19 protein-coding genes and 1 other RNA gene are annotated in these 18,420 nt (G+C 32.3%); 1 reads left to right on the top strand and 19 read right to left on the bottom strand.

Annotated elements, in window-relative coordinates; genetic code table 11:
• Nucleotides 1-30: 30 nt before the first annotated feature.
• From TMEL_RS07130 to TMEL_RS07105, 6 genes are all read right to left on the bottom strand, one after another.
• The gene (locus TMEL_RS07130; protein ID WP_012057594.1) at nucleotides 31-1,659 is read right to left on the bottom strand and encodes an ABC transporter permease; all 1,629 of its coding nucleotides are present in this window, start codon (nucleotides 1,657-1,659) and stop codon (nucleotides 31-33) included.
• A 13-nt stretch (nucleotides 1,660-1,672) separates the two neighbouring features.
• Entirely contained in the window at nucleotides 1,673-2,638 is a 966-nt protein-coding gene (locus TMEL_RS07125; protein WP_012057593.1) for an ABC transporter permease, read from the bottom strand.
• Between the two features lie 62 nt (nucleotides 2,639-2,700).
• Nucleotides 2,701-4,437 (bottom strand): ABC transporter substrate-binding protein, encoded by a 1,737-nt coding sequence (locus TMEL_RS07120; protein ID WP_012057592.1) that lies wholly within the window; start codon nucleotides 4,435-4,437, stop codon nucleotides 2,701-2,703.
• 4 nt (nucleotides 4,438-4,441) lie between these two features.
• On the bottom strand, nucleotides 4,442-5,449 hold the full coding sequence (locus tag TMEL_RS07115) for an ABC transporter ATP-binding protein (RefSeq protein ID WP_012057591.1): 1,008 nt from the start codon (nucleotides 5,447-5,449) through the stop codon (nucleotides 4,442-4,444).
• Entirely contained in the window at nucleotides 5,442-6,452 is a 1,011-nt protein-coding gene (locus TMEL_RS07110) for an ABC transporter ATP-binding protein (protein ID WP_012057590.1), read from the bottom strand. Before TMEL_RS07110 ends, TMEL_RS07115 begins: the two co-directional genes overlap by 8 nt.
• Nucleotides 6,453-6,471: 19 nt before the next feature.
• The gene (locus tag TMEL_RS07105) at nucleotides 6,472-6,912 is read right to left on the bottom strand and encodes a hypothetical protein (protein WP_012057589.1); all 441 of its coding nucleotides are present in this window, start codon (nucleotides 6,910-6,912) and stop codon (nucleotides 6,472-6,474) included.
• A 291-nt stretch (nucleotides 6,913-7,203) separates the two neighbouring features.
• Between TMEL_RS07105 and ffs the strand changes: the two genes are divergently transcribed.
• An RNA gene (gene ffs / locus TMEL_RS10100) (signal recognition particle sRNA large type) lies at nucleotides 7,204-7,466 on the top strand.
• A gap of 7 nt (nucleotides 7,467-7,473) precedes the next feature.
• Here ffs and TMEL_RS07100 read toward each other — a convergent pair.
• The 13 genes from TMEL_RS07100 to TMEL_RS07040 form a co-directional block, all read right to left on the bottom strand.
• On the bottom strand, nucleotides 7,474-9,210 hold the full coding sequence (locus tag TMEL_RS07100) for an ABC transporter ATP-binding protein (protein WP_012057588.1): 1,737 nt from the start codon (nucleotides 9,208-9,210) through the stop codon (nucleotides 7,474-7,476).
• Nucleotides 9,211-9,221: 11 nt separating this feature from the next.
• On the bottom strand, nucleotides 9,222-10,136 hold the full coding sequence (locus TMEL_RS07095; RefSeq protein WP_012057587.1) for a GAF domain-containing protein: 915 nt from the start codon (nucleotides 10,134-10,136) through the stop codon (nucleotides 9,222-9,224).
• A complete protein-coding gene (locus TMEL_RS07090) occupies nucleotides 10,133-10,366 on the bottom strand; it encodes a S4 domain-containing protein (RefSeq protein WP_012057586.1) in 234 nt (77 codons plus the stop codon). The genes TMEL_RS07095 and TMEL_RS07090 overlap by 4 nt, the downstream gene beginning before the upstream one ends.
• A gap of 84 nt (nucleotides 10,367-10,450) precedes the next feature.
• Nucleotides 10,451-12,061, bottom strand: coding sequence for a peptidyl-prolyl cis-trans isomerase (locus tag TMEL_RS07085; RefSeq protein ID WP_012057585.1), 1,611 nt, complete (start codon nucleotides 12,059-12,061; stop codon nucleotides 10,451-10,453).
• On the bottom strand, nucleotides 12,058-13,566 hold the full coding sequence (gene lysS, locus TMEL_RS07080; RefSeq protein WP_012057584.1) for a lysine--tRNA ligase: 1,509 nt from the start codon (nucleotides 13,564-13,566) through the stop codon (nucleotides 12,058-12,060). The genes TMEL_RS07085 and lysS overlap by 4 nt, the downstream gene beginning before the upstream one ends.
• Before the next feature lie 12 nt (nucleotides 13,567-13,578).
• On the bottom strand, nucleotides 13,579-14,049 hold the full coding sequence (greA, locus tag TMEL_RS07075) for a transcription elongation factor GreA (RefSeq protein WP_012057583.1): 471 nt from the start codon (nucleotides 14,047-14,049) through the stop codon (nucleotides 13,579-13,581).
• 16 nt (nucleotides 14,050-14,065) lie between these two features.
• Nucleotides 14,066-14,521, bottom strand: coding sequence for a transcriptional regulator NrdR (nrdR, locus tag TMEL_RS07070; RefSeq protein ID WP_012057582.1), 456 nt, complete (start codon nucleotides 14,519-14,521; stop codon nucleotides 14,066-14,068).
• Between the two features lie 4 nt (nucleotides 14,522-14,525).
• Nucleotides 14,526-15,437, bottom strand: a complete 912-nt coding sequence (gene whiA, locus TMEL_RS07065; protein WP_012057581.1) for a DNA-binding protein WhiA — start codon at nucleotides 15,435-15,437, stop codon at nucleotides 14,526-14,528.
• A gap of 4 nt (nucleotides 15,438-15,441) precedes the next feature.
• On the bottom strand, nucleotides 15,442-16,374 hold the full coding sequence (locus TMEL_RS07060; protein WP_012057580.1) for a gluconeogenesis factor YvcK family protein: 933 nt from the start codon (nucleotides 16,372-16,374) through the stop codon (nucleotides 15,442-15,444).
• Nucleotides 16,374-17,210 carry an RNase adapter RapZ gene (rapZ, locus tag TMEL_RS07055; protein ID WP_012057579.1) on the bottom strand — a complete coding sequence of 279 codons (837 nt, stop codon included), beginning with the start codon at nucleotides 17,208-17,210 and terminating at the stop codon, nucleotides 16,374-16,376. The genes TMEL_RS07060 and rapZ overlap by 1 nt, the downstream gene beginning before the upstream one ends.
• On the bottom strand, nucleotides 17,164-17,955 hold the full coding sequence (gene murI / locus TMEL_RS07050; RefSeq protein WP_012057578.1) for a glutamate racemase: 792 nt from the start codon (nucleotides 17,953-17,955) through the stop codon (nucleotides 17,164-17,166). The genes rapZ and murI overlap by 47 nt, the downstream gene beginning before the upstream one ends.
• A complete protein-coding gene (locus TMEL_RS07045; RefSeq protein WP_012057577.1) occupies nucleotides 17,936-18,193 on the bottom strand; it encodes a hypothetical protein in 258 nt (85 codons plus the stop codon). The genes murI and TMEL_RS07045 overlap by 20 nt, the downstream gene beginning before the upstream one ends.
• Nucleotides 18,168-18,419: a hypothetical protein gene (locus tag TMEL_RS07040; protein WP_012057576.1), complete on the bottom strand. Its 252-nt coding sequence runs from the start codon at nucleotides 18,417-18,419 to the stop codon at nucleotides 18,168-18,170. The genes TMEL_RS07045 and TMEL_RS07040 overlap by 26 nt, the downstream gene beginning before the upstream one ends.
• Between the last annotated feature and the right edge of the window lies 1 nt (nucleotide 18,420).

Below are 18,420 nucleotides of genomic sequence, written 5' to 3'. Positions count from 1 at the left end.
TACCGAAGCCGTTCTATTTAGTTCGTAATTTTATCCTAATGCCCTTGGATCAAATGCATCTCTTAATCCGTCACCTACAAAATTAAATGCCAAAACTGTTACAAATATAAAGATACCTGGGATCAATAACCATGGTGCACTCTGCAAAACGTAAATATCTTGAGCTCTAGCCATCATTAATCCCCAAGATGCAGAAGGCTCTCTAATTCCAAGTCCCAAGAATGATAATCCTGCTTCACCTAAAATATATCCTGGAATTGCTAATGTTGATGTAACTATCATATATGTCATTGTATTTGGAATAACATGCCTCCAAAGGATTTTTCTATCTGGATATCCCAATGCATACGCCGCTTCAACAAATTCATTTCTCTTTATGGACAATACCATACCCCTTATTATCCTTGCACGTCCTGCCCATCCAATAAATGAAAGTATAAATATAAGCAAAATATAAACTTGTGATGATGGTATATCAAGTGGTAAGAGTGATCTCAATAATATTAACAGATAAAATCCCGGAATTGCCATTATTATCTCAGTAAACCTCATTAACAATTCATCGGCAATTCCACCATAATATCCCGCTATTCCACCAAAGAATAACGAGAGTGTTAATGTAATTGCCAATCCAATAAAACCAATTGACAGTGAAATTCTAGATGCAAATATTAACCTTGTCCATACATCTCTACCAAATTGATCTCCACCCATTATATATAACCTTACAAATTCATTATTATCGTAATTATCAACACCATATAAATGATATTTTAGCGGAATAATCCATAAAATATAACCTACTCTACCATAATCCTTTTTCTTTGGTCCCCAACTCTTTACAAACCATTTTACAGGATAGTATTTATAATCATAATCTCTTATCTTCAAATCTTTTCCAAATAAAATATGTTTCTTCCCATTTTCATCTTCATACTTTATATAATTTATGGTATATCTCATTCCTACCTTATCAATTTCCCTTTCATCTGCTATACCAAGTCTAAAACCATACTTTCCAAATAAAACACTTTTTGCAGTTGCACTTTCATTCTCATTAAATGCTTCTCCTTTTGCTAAGATATCATCGTTTATACCTTTCACCAAGTAACGTGTTTTTTCGCTTGAGGATGAAGCCTTTTTCCATTCGTTATTTATAAACGCAAAATCTTCAACTTTTAAGGTAAACTCCAATGAATTTACTTTGATTACCTTTCCTTCAAAATTTTTTCTTGGCAAATATTTCGCATCATTCATAACCAAAGTTAAAAGTTCACCTTTGTACTCAACAGTTAATCTACTTGGAAAAATTAATTCTTTTGTTTTTCGAGTAAAATCCAATTTATCCACATAGCTTGTATATGGCAATACATGTAATCCTACCTTTTTTTCAAAATCCCCCACCTTGTATAATGATGTAACACTAGTTGGAGGTGCATAGGAGTGTTTCAAGCTTTGATCAAATGGGTTATACGGTGCCAAAAAATCAGCTGCAAACATCATGATATACAACACAATCAATGTCCATAAACCAACCATTGCAAGTTTATTTTTCTTGAAAGCACGCCACATTAATTGACCTCTTGAAAGATATACTTCCTCAAAATCTATATTTTCAGTTTCATTGTTTTTCTTTTTAATCTTTTCTTTTTTAGCCATCAACTACTACCTCCTATTCCAACCTAATTCTCGGATCAACTGCTGCTAGCAATATGTCACCTATCAAGTTACCGACTACCAACATGATAACACTTATCACCGTACTTGCCATTACAACATACATATCTTGTTGTTGTAATGCTTGGTATACAAGTCTTCCAAGTCCTGGCCACGAGAAAATCGTTTCGGTAATAACAGCTCCACCAAGGAGTGATGACAAACTAAAACCAAACATTGTAATTAGTGGGTTTATTGCATTCCTAACTGCATGCTTGAATATCACAACCCTTTCTGGCATACCTTTTGCCCTTGCAAATTCAACATAATCCTCATTCAAAACATCCAATAAGCTTCCACGCATATATCTCATTAAGCCTGCAAATCCACCAAACGTTAATGTAAATGCGGGAAGTTGCATATGCCAGAAAATATCTTTAAACCCTTGCCATACCGTCATGCTCTTGTGGTTAACATCGTACATACCTGCAACTGGGAGCCATCCAGTTTTTGCTGCCATATAAAGTAGTAATAATGCTAAGAAAAAGCCTGGAATTGCGATTCCCGTAAACGCAATTACCGTTAAGAATTTATCCCAAAAGGAATATTTTTTTAACGCTGAAACTATTCCCAATACTATACCCACAATCCAAGAAATCACAAAGGAATAAAGTGACAAAATTAAAGTAGCAAGAACTCTTTCGCCAATTAAATCCATAACAGGTCTTCTATAGTAAAAAGAATATCCGAAATCACCTTTGAAAATTCCCTTCAACCATAAAAAATACTGTGTCATAACAGGTTTATCAAGACCATACTGTTTTTCAAGAGCTTGAATAAATTCTTTTGAAACAGTTGGGTCAATTCTATACTGATCTAAAAAATCACCTGGGGCTGCTTGCATAATTAAAAACACTAACAGCGAAATAATAAGAAGTTCAGGAATCAAAATTATTAATCTCCGTGCTATATACCTTAGCAATCTCAGTCACCTCGCTTTTAAATTTGGATAAAAGGCAGGCGCAGGACGCGCCTGCAAAATCATTATTTCTTCCATTCCTCATAAATGTTCCACGTCATTCCACCAAGTGGACCTATCTTCACATTTTTCAAGTTTGCCTTGTAAGCATATAGTCTCAATGTATTAACCGTGTAAATTAATGGTAAGTGTTCGGATACTAATTGTTGGAATCTAGCAAAGTAGTCTTTTACAATATCTTCATCCAATATTGCTACATTTTCTTTAAATATCTTATCAATTTCAAGCTCCCAATCTGACAAGTAGTAATCATTTGCATCAACATATTCTGCAACTTCTGGTGAATAGTTCCAGAAATGTAATCCTCCGTCAATTTTCCATGTGTTTGCTCCACCTTGTGGTTCATCACTACCAGTTATACCAATAATTACTGCCTCCCAATCACCTGTATTCAACAATTTTTGTACCAAAGTATTGAAATCGATTGGTGTAAATGTTACATCCATTCCAAGTTTCTTCAAAGCATCTTGAATAATATTTGCAGCACCCTCTCTCACTCTGTTCCCTGCATTTGTTGTAAGTAAGAATTTAACTGGATTTCCATCTTCGTCGATAAGTTGTCCATTTTCGTCCCAACTAAAGCCGCCCATTTCAAGCATTGCTCTTGCAAGGTCAAGATCGAATTCATATTTTGTTACTACATCTTCATTGTAATATGGGGAACTCATTGATACTGGTGACCATTGTGGAATTGCAAGACCGTTGTAAAGAGTATCGATAATTGATTGTTTGTCTATAGCATGTGCAACAGCTTTTCTAAAATATTCGTTTCTAAACCATTTTCTTTTTACCGGATCTGGTGTATTCCAATTAAATGTGATAAATAGTGTACCATAAGCTGGTCCTGCTGTTGTAACTACGATATTTAATTCCTTCTCTTTTTCTTTTAATTCTGCAAATTCCGTTCCTCTTGGTACATATACATCAATTTCTCCATTTTCAAATGCAAGTCTCATTGCATCTTGATTGGAAATAATTTTATAAATTACTTCATCAAAATATGGTAGTTGATTGCCATTTGCATCTTTTTTCCAATAGTATGGATTTTTTACAAACCTTACGTATTGGTCTGGAACATACTCTACAGGAATATATGGACCAAGCCCCACAATTTTCCCTTCGTTAATAGCTTCAACTGTCCAAAATTCCTGGAATGTACCGTTTTTAACGTATTCTTCAGCAATATGTTTTGGGAATATATACATCCCACCTAAATATCTAAACGCAAGTCTAAATGGTTCTGGGTAGTACATCCTTACTGTGTAATCGTCAATTTTTTCGGCCTTTGGTAAATATCCATTTGTACTCTTTAAAATATCTTGCATAGAACTTGGAATATCTGGATTTGTATAAATATCATTTAAAGTAAATACTACATCATCTGCTGTTAAAGGGTTACCATCACTGAACTTTACACCTTTTCTAATGTGCCAAATAATTTCCATACCACCATCTGCTGTAAGCCTTGGACCTTCCCAGTTTTCAGCAATAGCAGGATAGAACTTCATATCTACACCATGTCTTTCAATCAATGTACCTCCATATCCCATAAACATATCAATAACATCGGTAGAACTAGTTTCTTTAGCAGCCACATCATTTACAGTTTTTGGACCACTTAATGTTCCCAACACAAACTGACCACCTGGTTTACCGTTAGCATCTGCCCCAATATATGGAAGTTGAGCAGCAAAAGATAATACCACTGCAAGTACAACCAAAAATACGGCAAGTTTCTTCATAAACTCACACCCCCTCTTTTTCTACCAGGTAACATGATACCTGGTGATTTTCAGAAACTTTATACATCTTTGGATATTCTTTTTCACACTTTTCCGTCTTATACGGACATCTTGGATGGAAGAAACAACCACTTGGCCTTGCAATTGGACTCGGAACATTTCCACTTAATATAATTTTCTTTCTACTTTTTTCTACCTTTGGATCAGGAATTGGTGATGCTGACAACAAAGCTTTTGTATATGGATGTATTGGATTTTCAAATACCTCATCTACGTCTCCAATTTCAACGATTCTACCCAAATACATAACCGCCACTTTATCACTAATAAACCTAACTAAAGACAAGTCGTGAGAAATAAATATATAAGTTAAATTCAACTCTTCTTGAAATTTCAAAAATAGATTTATAATTTGTGCCTGAACAGAAACATCTAAAGCAGAAGTTGGTTCATCCAAGAACAAAATCTCTGGTCCTACAGAAAGTGCCCTAGCAATCGCAATTCTCTGTTTTTGTCCTCCACTAAATTGGTGAGGATATCTATCCATGTGATACGGCTTTAATCCGACCATTCTCAATACCTCAACTGCTCTATCATAAGCTTCATTTTTATCTTTCACTATTTTATGAAACAACAACGGTTCAGTTAATATTTGACCAATAGTCATCCTTGGATTCAACGAACCTATTGGATTTTGGAAAACTATTTGCATTTTCCTCCTGAATGGAAGTAATTCTTTTCTACTAAGTTTTGAAATATCCTTTCCAAAAATTTCTATTCTTCCACTTGTAGGATCTATTAATCTCAACATTGTTCTTGCTGTGGTTGTTTTACCACACCCAGATTCCCCAACCAGGGCAAACGTTTCTTTTTTGTGAACTTCAAAAGATACATCATCAACCGCCTTAACATCCCCTACGTGTTTCTTTACAAGAAATCCTTTTGTAATTGGAAAATACTTTTTCAAATTCTGTATTTTTATTATGGGATTAGTTTTTACTGCTTCATTCATTTTTCATCGCCTCCGATTCTTTCTTATCTAATACCGGATTAAAACATCTCACAAAATGCCCTGGTTCAATTTCAGTAAGTTCTGGTAATTCTTTCGAACATTTATCAAGCCTTCTTGGACATCTTGGAGCAAATGGACAGACATTAGGAACATCTATCATTCTCGGAGGTTGACCAGGAATTGCTTCTAACTTATCTTGTTTCTTATCTAATCTTGGAATTGCACGTAATAACATGTGAGTATATGGATGGAATGGCTTGTAGAAAATATCTTCCGCACTTGCAATTTCCATTTGTCTACTTCCATACATCACTATTATTCTATCAGCCATTGAAGCAATAACACCTAAATCATGAGTAATAAATAACAAACCTGTTCTAAATTCTTTTTGCAATTCTTTCATTAATTCAAGAATCTGAGCCTGAATTGTAACATCTAAAGCCGTTGTAGGCTCATCTGCAATCAACACTTTCGGATTACAAGATAAAGCAATTGCAATAATTGCACGCTGTCTCATTCCACCACTAAACTCAAACGGATATGCAAACATTCTTTTTTCAGGTTCTGGAATCTGAACTTTTCTAAGCATTTCAATCCCAATTTCCCAAGCGGTTTTCCTATCGACATCCTGATGTCTAACTATTGTTTCGGTTAACTGATCTCCAATAGTATAAAGGGGATTTAATGATGTTAGAGGATCTTGGAATATCATACTAATTTCTTTTCCTCTTATTTTCGACATCTCATCTCTTGATAATTTTAAAATATCTTCCTCTTTTCCTCTTCCTCTATAAATAATCTCCCCCGAAACAATTTTACCTGGCTTGTGAATAAGCCTCATAATAGATTTTACCGTAACACTCTTCCCAGAACCAGTTTCACCAACTATTCCAACTACTTCATCTTCATACAAATCAAAAGAAACATCGTTAACAGCTTTTACAACGCCCTCTTCCATATAAAACCATGTGTGTAAGTTTTTTACTGATAGTATAGGTTCCAAAAGGTTTCACCTCTCTTAACTAGTTTTTTTCATCGGCTATTATCTCCAAACTATCCAAAATCGGATCATATCTTCCAATAAATTCCCTTTCATTATTAGATATTTTGTAAATATTTGCTCGCGTAACAAAATATTCATCTTCAAATAAGGTATAATCACCTTTAACAATATCCAAAATTGTTCGGAAGACAAACATTTCTAACTTTCCATAATCTGCTGGCAATATCATTATAGTTATACCACAACTTGTTTCAAATGTAAAGTGTTTGTAAAAATAAGCATTAACATAGTAAAAGTTGTTATTTTCTTTTAAATACTCACATTTTTCATCAAACAGCATTTTCATAACTTCTTTAATAGTATGATCACTATAGTACAATCTAAAACTCAAACCATTAGATAAAGCTACAATTAATTTGTCAAAATCAATAACAATATTTGCTTTATCTAAGTCTACCAATTCGTAATTTATTCCATTACTAGTTAAATAATCTAGAAATTTCGATACATAATAATTTTCACCGCTTATATATATCTTCTTTGAGGAATTAAAATTGAAAAAAAACGCAATAATTGTGATTACAATAATGATAAAAATAAAATACCAATTTCTTCTAATATTATCATCCTCCCGCTTGTGTTTTACAAATATTTAGGATATCATAATATTCCTTAAAATCAAGTTTCATTAAAAGTAAAAAAACAGAATTTTTGACAACTAACAGGAATAATGTTAAAATATTACTTGGTGCCGTGCTAAGCGGGGGGTTGGTGGTCCCCTGTACCTGAAATCCACCTAGCAGGGCTGAATTCCCCTACCGAGGTGTTCGGGGTCTGAAAACGGTTTTCACTAGGGCGTTGAAGATCGAGTCCCACGCAACAACTACCTGTGAACCGGGTCAGGTCCGGAAGGAAGCAGCCCTAAGCAGGCAAGTGTGTGCCGTGGGAGTGCTCGATCTGAGCTTGGGGTGAAAATACGCTCGGGTCCCGAACCATCGAAGCAGGGGTGCACGGCACCTTTTTATTTTACAAATTGCACTTCATATAGCTTATAATATACTCCTTTTTTCTTCATTAATTCTTCATGAGTTCCACTTTCAACCAATTCTCCGTTATGTACAACATAAATAACATCGGCACTCACAACTGTAGCAAGTCTATGCGCTATCATTACCACTGTCTTCTTTTGAGATAATTCCCTTACAGCTTTTTGTATTCTCTCCTCAGTTTGGACATCTATATTGCTTGTTGCTTCATCCAAAATAAATATTTTCGCATCAAAAAGTACAGAACGTGCAAGCGCAATCAACTGCCTTTCTCCTGCAGAAATGCCTTTCCCTCTTTCTATTATCTTTGTATTTAAACCCTCAGGTAATCTTTCAATTAAATCCCACACATAAACCCCTTTTAATGCATCAATAACCTTTTCCTCAGAAATTTCATCATGAAATAACCTTACATTATCTAATAAAGTACCTGAAAATAGAACAACATCCTGTGGAACTGCCGAAATATTTTTCCTCAAACAGTGTATATTATAGTTTTCCAAATTCACACCATCTATCAATATCTCTCCTTTTTGTATCCTATACATTCCATTTACCAAATTCATTATTGAAGTCTTACCTGCGCCAGTCTCCCCAACAACTGCTATCAATTTTCCAGGTTCAAATTTTAGGTTTATATCTTTTAAAATCCATCTGTCTTTTGTATATCTAAACCAAACATTTTTAAACTCCACAACTCCTTTCTCAATAACCTTTTTCCCATCTTCTTTTCCAAAATGTTCTTCATTTTCATCCATTAGAGTAAATATCTTTTCTGCACTAGCAGTGGTATTTTGGATAACATCATATTTTTCAGACAAATCTTCAAGAGGTTTCATAAATAATTCTAAATATGCAACAAATGCATATAAATCTCCGAAATTTAAAGTTTTTGCAATTATATACTTTGCTCCCATCCATATTATTGCAGCAATTGCCAATCTATATAAAGTACTTACTGTAGGCCTAAAAACTGCAAAGACATACATTTGCTTTATTCTTGCATCATATAAGGACTTATTTACCTTATCAAACTCTCTTCTTTCAAAATCTTCAGCGTTAAAAAGCTTCACAACTGGCATCCCAGCAATATGTTCCGCAAGATATGCATTTACTTTAGAAATATTCGTTCTAACCGCCCTGTAAGCTTTTAGGTCAAAATACCTAAATAAAAGCATAGCAACTATTAAAACAGGAAATACAAAAGAAATGTTTACAAATAAACTTTTACTAACCTTTAACATCATTATTATTACTCCTGTTAGCAAGAATACATCGTTAAATACACTAGTTACAACAGATGTAAAGAACTCCATTACATTTTGCGTATCATTTGCTATTCTTGTAGTTATCTGTCCACTTGGATGATTATCAAAAAATGACATGGGAAGCCTTAAAACATGACGATATAAATCTTTCCTAATATCATAAACTATTTTTCCCCCAAGAAATGTTGTAATGATTATAGAAACATATTCCAAAACAAAAATAGCAGTAGTGGAAAGCAAAAAATAGACCGCCATTTTAAAAATTCCTGAAAATCTCTCTTGAGTTGATAAATTTTCGTTTGTAATATAATTATTAACAGCTGATCTAACAATCTGCGGTGGTAGAAGAGTCACAAAAGTAAGTGATATCACCACCACAATAGCTAAAATAAACCAAAACTTATACGGTTTTGCATATTTTAACAAACGCATTATCAAATTCATAAAATCTCCCCTTAATATTTATTTTTCCAAATCTCAGATACCCTAATACATATTTTTTTCAAAAACTGATCGTCCCTTAAATCAAATGGAGAAATATAATGACTATCTATATCTAATTCACCAATAACTTCACTATTATTAAAAATAGGAACCACTATCTCACTTTTTACCTTTGGGCTACAAGAAAGATAATTTGTTTCCTTTGAAACATCCTGGACAATAAATGTTCTTTTTAAATTTGCAGCTTGGCCACATATACCCTCTCCGATTTTTATCTTTACATGTTCAGTCGGCTCGCCAACAAAATCGTATAATTCAAGTAATCCTTCATCATTTATCATATAAAAACCTACCCAATTATAGTATGGGATCTTATCATACAAAATTTCACATGCTTTTCTCATATAACTTTCATCGTCAACACTATTTAATTCCATTAAAATCTCTTCGAAAATTTCATCCTTATCGTAAAAATTTCCTTCTTTTTCTCCATTTTTAAAATGTACTACAGACTGAAAAACTGCATCGGAAATTTTATCTATCTTATTTTTTAACCATAGCGAATATATATTTTCAAAAATAATACTAGTATCTTTTCTTTCCATGACAATCCAATCAATTTCTTTTGGATAGAATCCCAAAAATACAATAAAATCTTCTTTTTGTAATTCAAATTCATTTGAATGTTCTCTAATCTTCGTTGCCACACTATCCTTATTATTAGCTAAAACTCTAAAATCATTTAAAAACTTATCTAATTTTCTTCTCTCCAAATTTTCAAAATCCGGCTTTCCAAATTTTTCCTCTAGCTTTTTTAATACCTTAAATCTATTCTTTAAATCATCCCAAACAGTTTGCCACTGTGATTTATCATATTTTAAAATCTCCAATAATTCTTCCACATGATTTTCCACAATGTTTCTCATAAATCCTCCCCCTTTTCTTCTTCTATTAATTCATATTCTTTATCACTTAAAACTTTAACCTTAATATGCCTATTTTTCAAAAAAATATCCAAAATATCTCCCATCTTCACCTCAGAAGAAGGCTTAAGTACATATCCATTTCTAAAAACTTTTCCATTTTTTGCAATTTGTTGTGCAATTGTCCTACGTTTAATAATTCTACTTTCCTTTAAAAATTTATCCAATCTCAAAATCTCACCCCTAAAAATTATACCATAAATAGTTCGTAGTGCTAAAAAAAAAAATGACCCCTTTCGGGGCCATTCAATCTTTCGTTAATTTGTTGAAGTTGCATTTTTCATAAATTCCAATTCATTAAACGCCGCATCAAAATCCATATAATCTGGTGTAGCATCTTTTAACTTTTCTAAATATCTTGAAGCAGTTGTTGCATCTTTTAACATCTTGTTTATTTCATATAAGTTATACAACACTTCTGCTTTTTGGTCTAATGTAATATCTGTCGCTTCCGATAATGTTGTAAAACCTCTATACAAATCAATGAAATCATTCATTATATTTTGAATCATACCATATTCAATATAAGGTTTAATTTTAGAATAAAGCATCGTATAATAATTATACATTATATCTTTCCTGTCCGGAAAACTTTCCCTCATCTTCTTGACTGCTACAAAAGAATCGGGGTAATCTTTGTATACACTTTCTAACACAATTTTTGCTTCTTTTTCAGCATCTTGTAAAATATCATTATTTACCAAAGAAGCATCTGAAGAAATTTTATCAACCAATACCACAAATGCCGCTTTTATTTCCGATGGAATATCATCTTTTACCGTGTCGGTATTAAAATCAAAAATCATTTCATTTAGTTTTTTGTAAACATTCAACAAACTTGTACCAGAATTTGTCAATACATCGTTCCATACCTGATATATTTCACTATTAATTACTGAACCTATGTTTTCTTCATTTTTAAACTTTTCCATCTCTGCCCTAAACCTATCACCTTGAAGTTGACTCATCACCTCTTGATAACCTTTTGAAAGTGAAAACTTTTCAAAGGTGTCAACACTAGTAAAACTATTCACCTTAAACACGAAATAATTACTTCCTAATGGAACAGGACCAACCAAAGTATTTGTGCTTGAGAAAATAACATCTTCAAATTCCTGTGCAATTATTCCTCTCCTAAAATTTGGATAATTTTGCACAGATAGTCCTAAATCAGTAGCAGCTTGATCAAAACCTTTTATAAGAGCTTGATTAATAAAATTATTCGCACTTGCCTGATTAGAAAAACTTACAAAATCAACATCTGCAGTATCATATTTAACTATTAGGTCATCTCTGTTTTCTTCGTAATAATCTTTCATTTCACTCTCATCAATTTTTGCTACCTTTTTCCTTACTTTATTTATAGTAAGATATCTAATAATATCTGGTTCTATACTTTTTTTGTAATTTTCTATTCCTCCAAATTTTTGATTTACGTAATTTAGCAATTTCTCATTTTCTTCAACCTTTTTCACTTGTTCCTCAATAGCTGAATCTATTTCTGTCTTTTCGGGCTTAATATTATTAACTTCTGCATAGTATAAAACTGTTTTTGTATCAATCAAATCGTTTAAAAGTGAAGTCTTTAGCATTGGTTCTTCAAATATGGGATCAACCTCTGTTATCTGATAATATGTTAGTGCCTGACTATATGATTGTTCTAAATCCCAAGGAAAAATCCAAAAATCAGATGCTAACGCCGTTCCATCTTTGGTTAAATAAGCAACAGTATCATCCAAGGAATATTCCACTTTACTTTTTCTTGAATAAAAATAAGAAGTTAAAGACCATATAACAATACCTGCCACAAAAGCAATAGCTATCGTCCATATTATTGCACCATGCGCTTTTTCAAACCATTTTCTCATTCTTGCGAACCCCCTTCTATATCTAGCTCTTCTTCTTCAAAAGATTTTAGCCTTACCAACGGAAATGCTATAACATCCCTAATTGTAGCTGAATTTGTAAGTAACATTACTAACCTATCAATGCCTATCCCTAACCCACCAGTTGGTGGCATACCATACTCCAAAGCCCTAACAAAATCCCTATCCATCATTTGAGCTTCTTCATCACCTGCTTCTCTAAGCTCTACTTGCTTTAAAAACCTCTCATACTGATCAACTGGATCATTAAGCTCACTAAATGCGTTGGCCATTTCCCTGCCATAAATTATCAACTCAAATCTCTCAGTAACACGTGGATCTTCCCTGTGTTTCTTTGCAAGTGGTGAAATTTCCACAGGATGTTCAAGTAAAAAAGTAGGTTGAACTACCTTATCTTCAACTAAATCCCAAAGTTTCTCAATCATATGACCCTTATCTCTTATTTCAACTTCTACACCATGTTCTTCCAACACATCCATCATTCTTCCCATTGAATCTTCTAAAATATCTACGCCTAAATGTTCCTTAATAAAGTCTCTCATCTTAATCCTTCTCCAAGGTCTTGAAAAATCCAATTCTACATTTTGATATTTTATCTTTGTAGTACCAAACAACTTTTCCACTATATACACAAACAACTCTTCCGTAAGGTTCATCATATCCTCATAATCTGCATACGCTTGATAAATTTCTATAGATGTAAACTCAGGATGATGTTTATATGACAAACCTTCATTTCTGAAATTCTTACCTAATTCATAAACCTTTTCAAAACCACCTACTATAAACCTTTTTAAATACAACTCGGTAGCTATTCTCATATACATTTCAATGTCAAACACATTTAAATGAGTCACAAAGGGCCTAGCAGAAGCACCACCTGTTACATATTCCAAAATTGGAGTTTCAACTTCTATAAAACCTTTTGAATTCAAAAAATCCCTTATCAATTTTATAACCTCAAATCTAACTTTAAATCTATTTAATGTATCATCGTTTGCTATCATGTCAACATATCTTTGCCTATACAAAACCTCTTTATCCTTAATACCATGCCACTTTTCAGGCATTGGTCTTAATGGCTTATTTAAAAGCTTTATCTCTTTAATTAAAATAGTAATTTCACCCGTTTTACTCTTAAAAACATTCCCCTTAACACCTACAATATCTCCAATTGCAATATGTTCTTTAAAAAATTCATAAGCTTCTTCGCCAACAACATCTTTTCGTATATACGCTTGTATCCTACCGTAAAAATCCTTTATGTGGAAAAATGCACTCTTACCATGTTTTCTTAAAGACATTATTCTTCCCGCAGTTGATACAAACACATCATCTTTTACCTCTCCTGGATTTAATCCTTCAAATTCCTTTTTTATCATTTCACTAGTATGAGTTTTATCAAATCTATTCGGATAAGGGTTTATGTTTTTCCTTTTTAATTGTTCAATTTCTTTTATTCTTTGCTCTCTAAACTCCCTTAACAATTCCGATCCCTCCTAAACTTTTATTCCCAAAATTTGATATTTAAATACACCCTTGGGTGCTTTTATTTTAACCACTTCTCCTACTTTTTTCCCAACCAAAATCCTTCCAATGGGCGATTCAAAGCTAATTTTATTGTTAAATACATCTGCTTCATGTGGTGTGACAATTTGAATAGTTTTTTCTTCACCTGTTTCCAAATTTTTTATTATTACCCAATTTCCGATATTTATTACATTTGTATCTAATCCTTCTATAACCTCTGCTTTAGAAAGCATGTTTTCAAGTTCATTAATTCTCGCCGCAATTCTTCCTTGTTCATTTTTTGCTTCTTGATACTCTGAATTTTCAGATAAATCACCTAACTCTCTAGCTTCTTTTATCCTTTCTGCAATTTCAAACATAAGTTTTTGTTTTAAATTATCAAGTTCAGTTTTGAGTTTTTCATACCCTTCTTTTGTCAAATAAATTACCTCTTTTTTCATTAAAACACCTCCAATGTTATTTTTCTTTTTTTAATTCTTCAACAACTTCTAAAAACTGATCAATTTCTCTAAAATCTTTATACACCGATGCAAATCTTACATAAGCCACACCATTTAATTTTTTTAACTTTTCCATTACAAGCTTTCCTATTTCTAAAGTTAATATTTCTAAGTTACCAGATTTTTGAACATCGTTTACAACATCGTCCACTAATTTTTCTATTTCTTCCAATGTTACATTTGTCTTCTCACAAGCTTTCATAACACCATTTAAAATTTTTGCCCTATCAAATTTTTCTCTTTTTCCATCTTTTTTCACAACAAACACAGGCCCAAATTCATACCTCTCATAGGTAGTAAATCTACCTTTACATTTAACACATTCCCTTCTTCTTCTAACTGTCATACCAGAAGAATCTACTCTAGAATCTAAAACCCTAGTTTCTTCATATCCACAGTATGGACATCTCATAACATCACTCCAACCTTTTTCCTTCTAAATCTTCATAAATTTTAAAGATCTTTCTTATTCTGTTATACACCATACTTTTACTAAGAGGTGGAGTAAATTTCTTACCTAAATCAGACAAGCTTAAATCCTCATTTTCCAATCTTAAAATCGCAAGCTGTTTTAATTCTTCAGGTAAAACATCCATTCCGTATTTATCTATTAGACTACTTATTAAATTTATTTGTTTTGCATTACTATCCGCCACTCTTTTTGCATTAGCCTCGATAAAATTTATTGTTCTATTTAAATCCCCTTTTACCTCTCTTGTACTCACCATTCTTTCCATCTTATTTGCATTTCTTTGTGCTCCTAAAAAATTCAACAATTCAATGATATCCCTTGCTCTTTTAACATAAAATCTAAAATTGTTGTTAAATCTTGCCACCTTACCATTTATCCCTAAATTCTCACTAAGATAATTTTTAATTGTATTTAAAAACTCTTCATTATGAGATATTATTTCAAAATGATAATTCTTTGCAGGATCCGTTATTGAACCACTTGAAACAAACACTCCTCTTAAAAAAGCAGCAAAACAATTCCAATCTTCAAATACATAGCTTGGAACTCTCAGAATACTTACTTCGAGCTTTTCCAAAATAGAGAATGGTATAAAAATTTGTACCCTCTTCTTTTTCAATTTATTTTTTATTAAAGTCAACTTTTCCTTGTTAACCTCAACAATCCCCATTAAATTCATTACCCTTCTTGCAGCAGGGATAAAACCTATTTCCAATTTAACATGCAATCCCCTGTAGGTTTTTATCAAAATACCTTTAGACTTTAAAAAACCAGATAGTTCAGATTTTGCTTCTATCTCAGTAACTTTTATATGACATAACTCTCCTTTTACATCTTCTGAAAATGTATACAACATATTATCACCTAATTAAACCTATAATTACACTCGCAAGTTTTAAAGAGTTATGCCTAATTCTATTAAATCCATCAATCGTTTTTACTTCTGCCAGATCTTCCACTATAACTCTTTCATCAATCAAATCAATTTTCACCGGTATGGAGCCTTTTTCCTGATATTTTTTCAAAATATCTTCTGGTATCTTAGAATTTGAAGCTATTATATAATCTACACTTCTTCCAATATATTTTTCAACTTCATCAACATGTTCCTTTAAAGTAAAATTATATGACTCAGAAGGTTGAGTCATCAAATTTGATACATATATTAATTTAGCTTTTGATCCTTCCAAACTCTCATTAAATCCATCAACAAGCAAATTTGGAATGATACTTGTAAACAAGCTACCTGGCCCAAATATTATAAAATCTGCTTTTTTAATTGCTTCAGATGCATCAACATTAATTTTAGATTTTTTATCTAAAAAAATTCTTATTATTCTTTTCATTTTTATATTCATTATTTCACTTTCACCATACGCAATCGTTCCATCATCATACACTGCAATTAGTCTAACCAAATCCTCAGTTACAGGTATTACTTTACCATTAATTGCCAAAACTTCAGAAAGATACTCAACCGCCTTTGTAAAACTTCCAAAAATTTTCGTTAGAGCTGTTAACATGATATTTCCTACTGTATGTCCTGCTAAAAAACCCTCGGAAAATCTGTATGAAAACAACTTACCTATTACTTCTTCATCTTTAGCAAGTGCAACTAAATTATTCCTTATATCACCAGGTGGGATTATATTATATTCTTTTCTCAAAACACCAGAACTTCCACCTTCATCAGTTACAGTAACAATAGCTTTTAAATCTATATCTTTAAAGTATTTCAATCCTTTTAATAATGTTGATATTCCTGTTCCACCACCTACCAAAACAAAATTCATTACTTCACATCCCTATGTTCCAATATAACTTTACAATTTTCATTATAGAACTTAAAAAGCTCCTCTGCAAAAAAAACGGAACGATGCTGACCACCAGTACAACCTATCCCAACACTCAATTCCGTCCTTCCTTCATTTTCATATCTCTGAATAGCAAAATCAACAACTTTTTTTATCAAGTCCAGAAATTCTTTTACCCCCTGCGTATTGTACAAAAAGTTTTTTACCTCTTTATCTTTTCCGGATTTTTGCCTAAGGCCTACCACATAAAATGGGTTAGGAAAAAACCTAACATCAAAAATAAAATCAACATCTAATGGTACTCCATATTTGAATCCAAAACTTAAAATACGTAAGCGAAACTTTTTCTTTACACTAGTTAAAATTCCAACTAATCTTTCTCTCAATTGATGAGGATTCAAATTTGAAGTATCTACAACAATATCTGAAAGCTCCAAAATTTTTATAAATAATTTTCGTTCCTCTAAGATCGCCTTTTCCAAGGAAGTTTCTTCTTTTAACAGCGGATGATTTCTTCTTGTATGTGCAAACCTATTTATTAAAACCTCATCTTTGGCATTTAGAAAGATCACTTTAACCGGATATTTTGCCTTCATATTTTCAATAACTGAAACTATATCATCAATGTCTCCGCTTCTAGAATCTATAACCAATGCCAAACTTTCAATATTTATAGATATTATCGGTAAAATCTGATCGATAATTTTTACCGGTAAATTATCTATACAATAAAATCCCATATCTTCCAACAAGCCTAAGGCAGTTGATTTACCCGCTCCTGACAACCCCGTCAAAACCACTAAATTTTTCAACACTAACCACCTTTCTTATTTTAAACTTATTAATGGTATACGCTACTCTAAAATTTATACGCTTTAGCTTTCGTTCAAATTCTTTTGGATCACCTGTAACATAAAATTCAACAAATGGTCTTCTAGTATTATTCTTTACCAAAAGTTTTGATAATTCCTCAGCTGGATCAATTATCCTTACCTTAGGTAAAACCCTAGAAATAATTCCCTTTAAAAATGGAAAATGTGTACAACCAAGTATGAGTTCTTTGACATTTTCTTTTTTTAATGGTAGTAAATAATAATTTGCAATCGCTTCTACCATTCTTCCATAAAATACTCCTTCTTCAACTAAAGAAACAAAAAGTTGGGTAGCCTTTTGATAAACTTCCTTCCCTTCAACTTCTAAATATCTTCTATAACTTCCATTTTTTATTGTTACATTAGTTCCAATTACTCCAACCTTGCTACTTTTGGCAGCAGAAACACCTGCTCGTATTATACTATTATATTTTATCACCAAATCTAAATTATTTTCCAATATTATCGAGTCAGTAGTATTGCAAGCTGCAAATATTTCGTTAACCTTCTTTTTATGAAAAAAATCAACAAATTCCCAAACAAAGGATTCGAGAGCCTCCGATGTACGCAACCCATATGGGGCCCTTTCAGTATCGGCAATATATATATAATGTGCTCCATTAATATATGTTAATTTCTTTAAAACAGAAATTCCCCCAATCCCTGAATCAAACAGACCTATTTTCATTAGGAGCCTCCAAATTTTTAATTTTTTCACTTAATTTAGAAATTTCTCTTAAATAGTCAAATTCCCTTTCAACTAATTCACATAATATAGCAAGAAATCTTTCATCTAAAGATGAAAGAGTCTCATATTTTTTGTTCAATTCATACAATCGCTTTTCAATATAATCCAATACTTCATGTTCTACATCAGATTCAACAATAAACCTCTTTCCATTAAACTCCAGCTTCTTCTTCACCATTTATCTCCGACGACGCCTCTACAACATTTTTTATTTTTCCCATCAATTTTTCAAAAGTACCATATACCTGTTCCTTAAGAGATTTGTTTTCTTGCTCTAATTGATTTGCTCTTTCAATAGCTGCATTCAACTCTTTCCAAAGCTCTTTGTTTTCCTTTTTTAATTCCTCATACTTTACTATCAAATCATCAAAAAGTTGTTCTAACTCTTTAAGTTTTTCTTCCATA

Source organism: Thermosipho melanesiensis BI429, assembly GCF_000016905.1.
GTDB lineage: Bacteria > Thermotogota > Thermotogae > Thermotogales > Fervidobacteriaceae > Thermosipho > Thermosipho melanesiensis.
Note: the sequence above shows the minus strand (reverse complement) of the source record. Positions and strands in the feature narration are given on the sequence as shown.

What these genes read in the sequence shown, in the direction of transcription:
- TMEL_RS07120 (WP_012057592.1), bottom strand. Translation starts at nt 4,437, where the DNA reads ATGAAGAAACTTGCCGTATTTTTGGTTGTACTTGCAGTGGTATTATCT.
- murI (WP_012057578.1), bottom strand. Translation starts at nt 17,955, where the DNA reads ATGAAAATAGGTCTGTTTGATTCAGGGATTGGGGGAATTTCTGTTTTA.
- TMEL_RS07085 (WP_012057585.1), bottom strand. Translation starts at nt 12,061, where the DNA reads ATGAGAAAATGGTTTGAAAAAGCGCATGGTGCAATAATATGGACGATA.
- TMEL_RS07040 (WP_012057576.1), bottom strand. Translation starts at nt 18,419, where the DNA reads ATGGAAGAAAAACTTAAAGAGTTAGAACAACTTTTTGATGATTTGATA.
- greA (WP_012057583.1), bottom strand. Translation starts at nt 14,049, where the DNA reads ATGAAAAAAGAGGTAATTTATTTGACAAAAGAAGGGTATGAAAAACTC.
- TMEL_RS07095 (WP_012057587.1), bottom strand. Translation starts at nt 10,136, where the DNA reads ATGAGAAACATTGTGGAAAATCATGTGGAAGAATTATTGGAGATTTTA.
- nrdR (WP_012057582.1), bottom strand. Translation starts at nt 14,521, where the DNA reads ATGAGATGTCCATACTGTGGATATGAAGAAACTAGGGTTTTAGATTCT.
- TMEL_RS07045 (WP_012057577.1), bottom strand. Translation starts at nt 18,193, where the DNA reads ATGGTGAAGAAGAAGCTGGAGTTTAATGGAAAGAGGTTTATTGTTGAA.
- whiA (WP_012057581.1), bottom strand. Translation starts at nt 15,437, where the DNA reads ATGTTGTATACATTTTCAGAAGATGTAAAAGGAGAGTTATGTCATATA.
- TMEL_RS07060 (WP_012057580.1), bottom strand. Translation starts at nt 16,374, where the DNA reads ATGAATTTTGTTTTGGTAGGTGGTGGAACAGGAATATCAACATTATTA.
- TMEL_RS07100 (WP_012057588.1), bottom strand. Translation starts at nt 9,210, where the DNA reads ATGAATTTGATAATGCGTTTGTTAAAATATGCAAAACCGTATAAGTTT.
- TMEL_RS07115 (WP_012057591.1), bottom strand. Translation starts at nt 5,449, where the DNA reads ATGAATGAAGCAGTAAAAACTAATCCCATAATAAAAATACAGAATTTG.
- TMEL_RS07130 (WP_012057594.1), bottom strand. Translation starts at nt 1,659, where the DNA reads ATGGCTAAAAAAGAAAAGATTAAAAAGAAAAACAATGAAACTGAAAAT.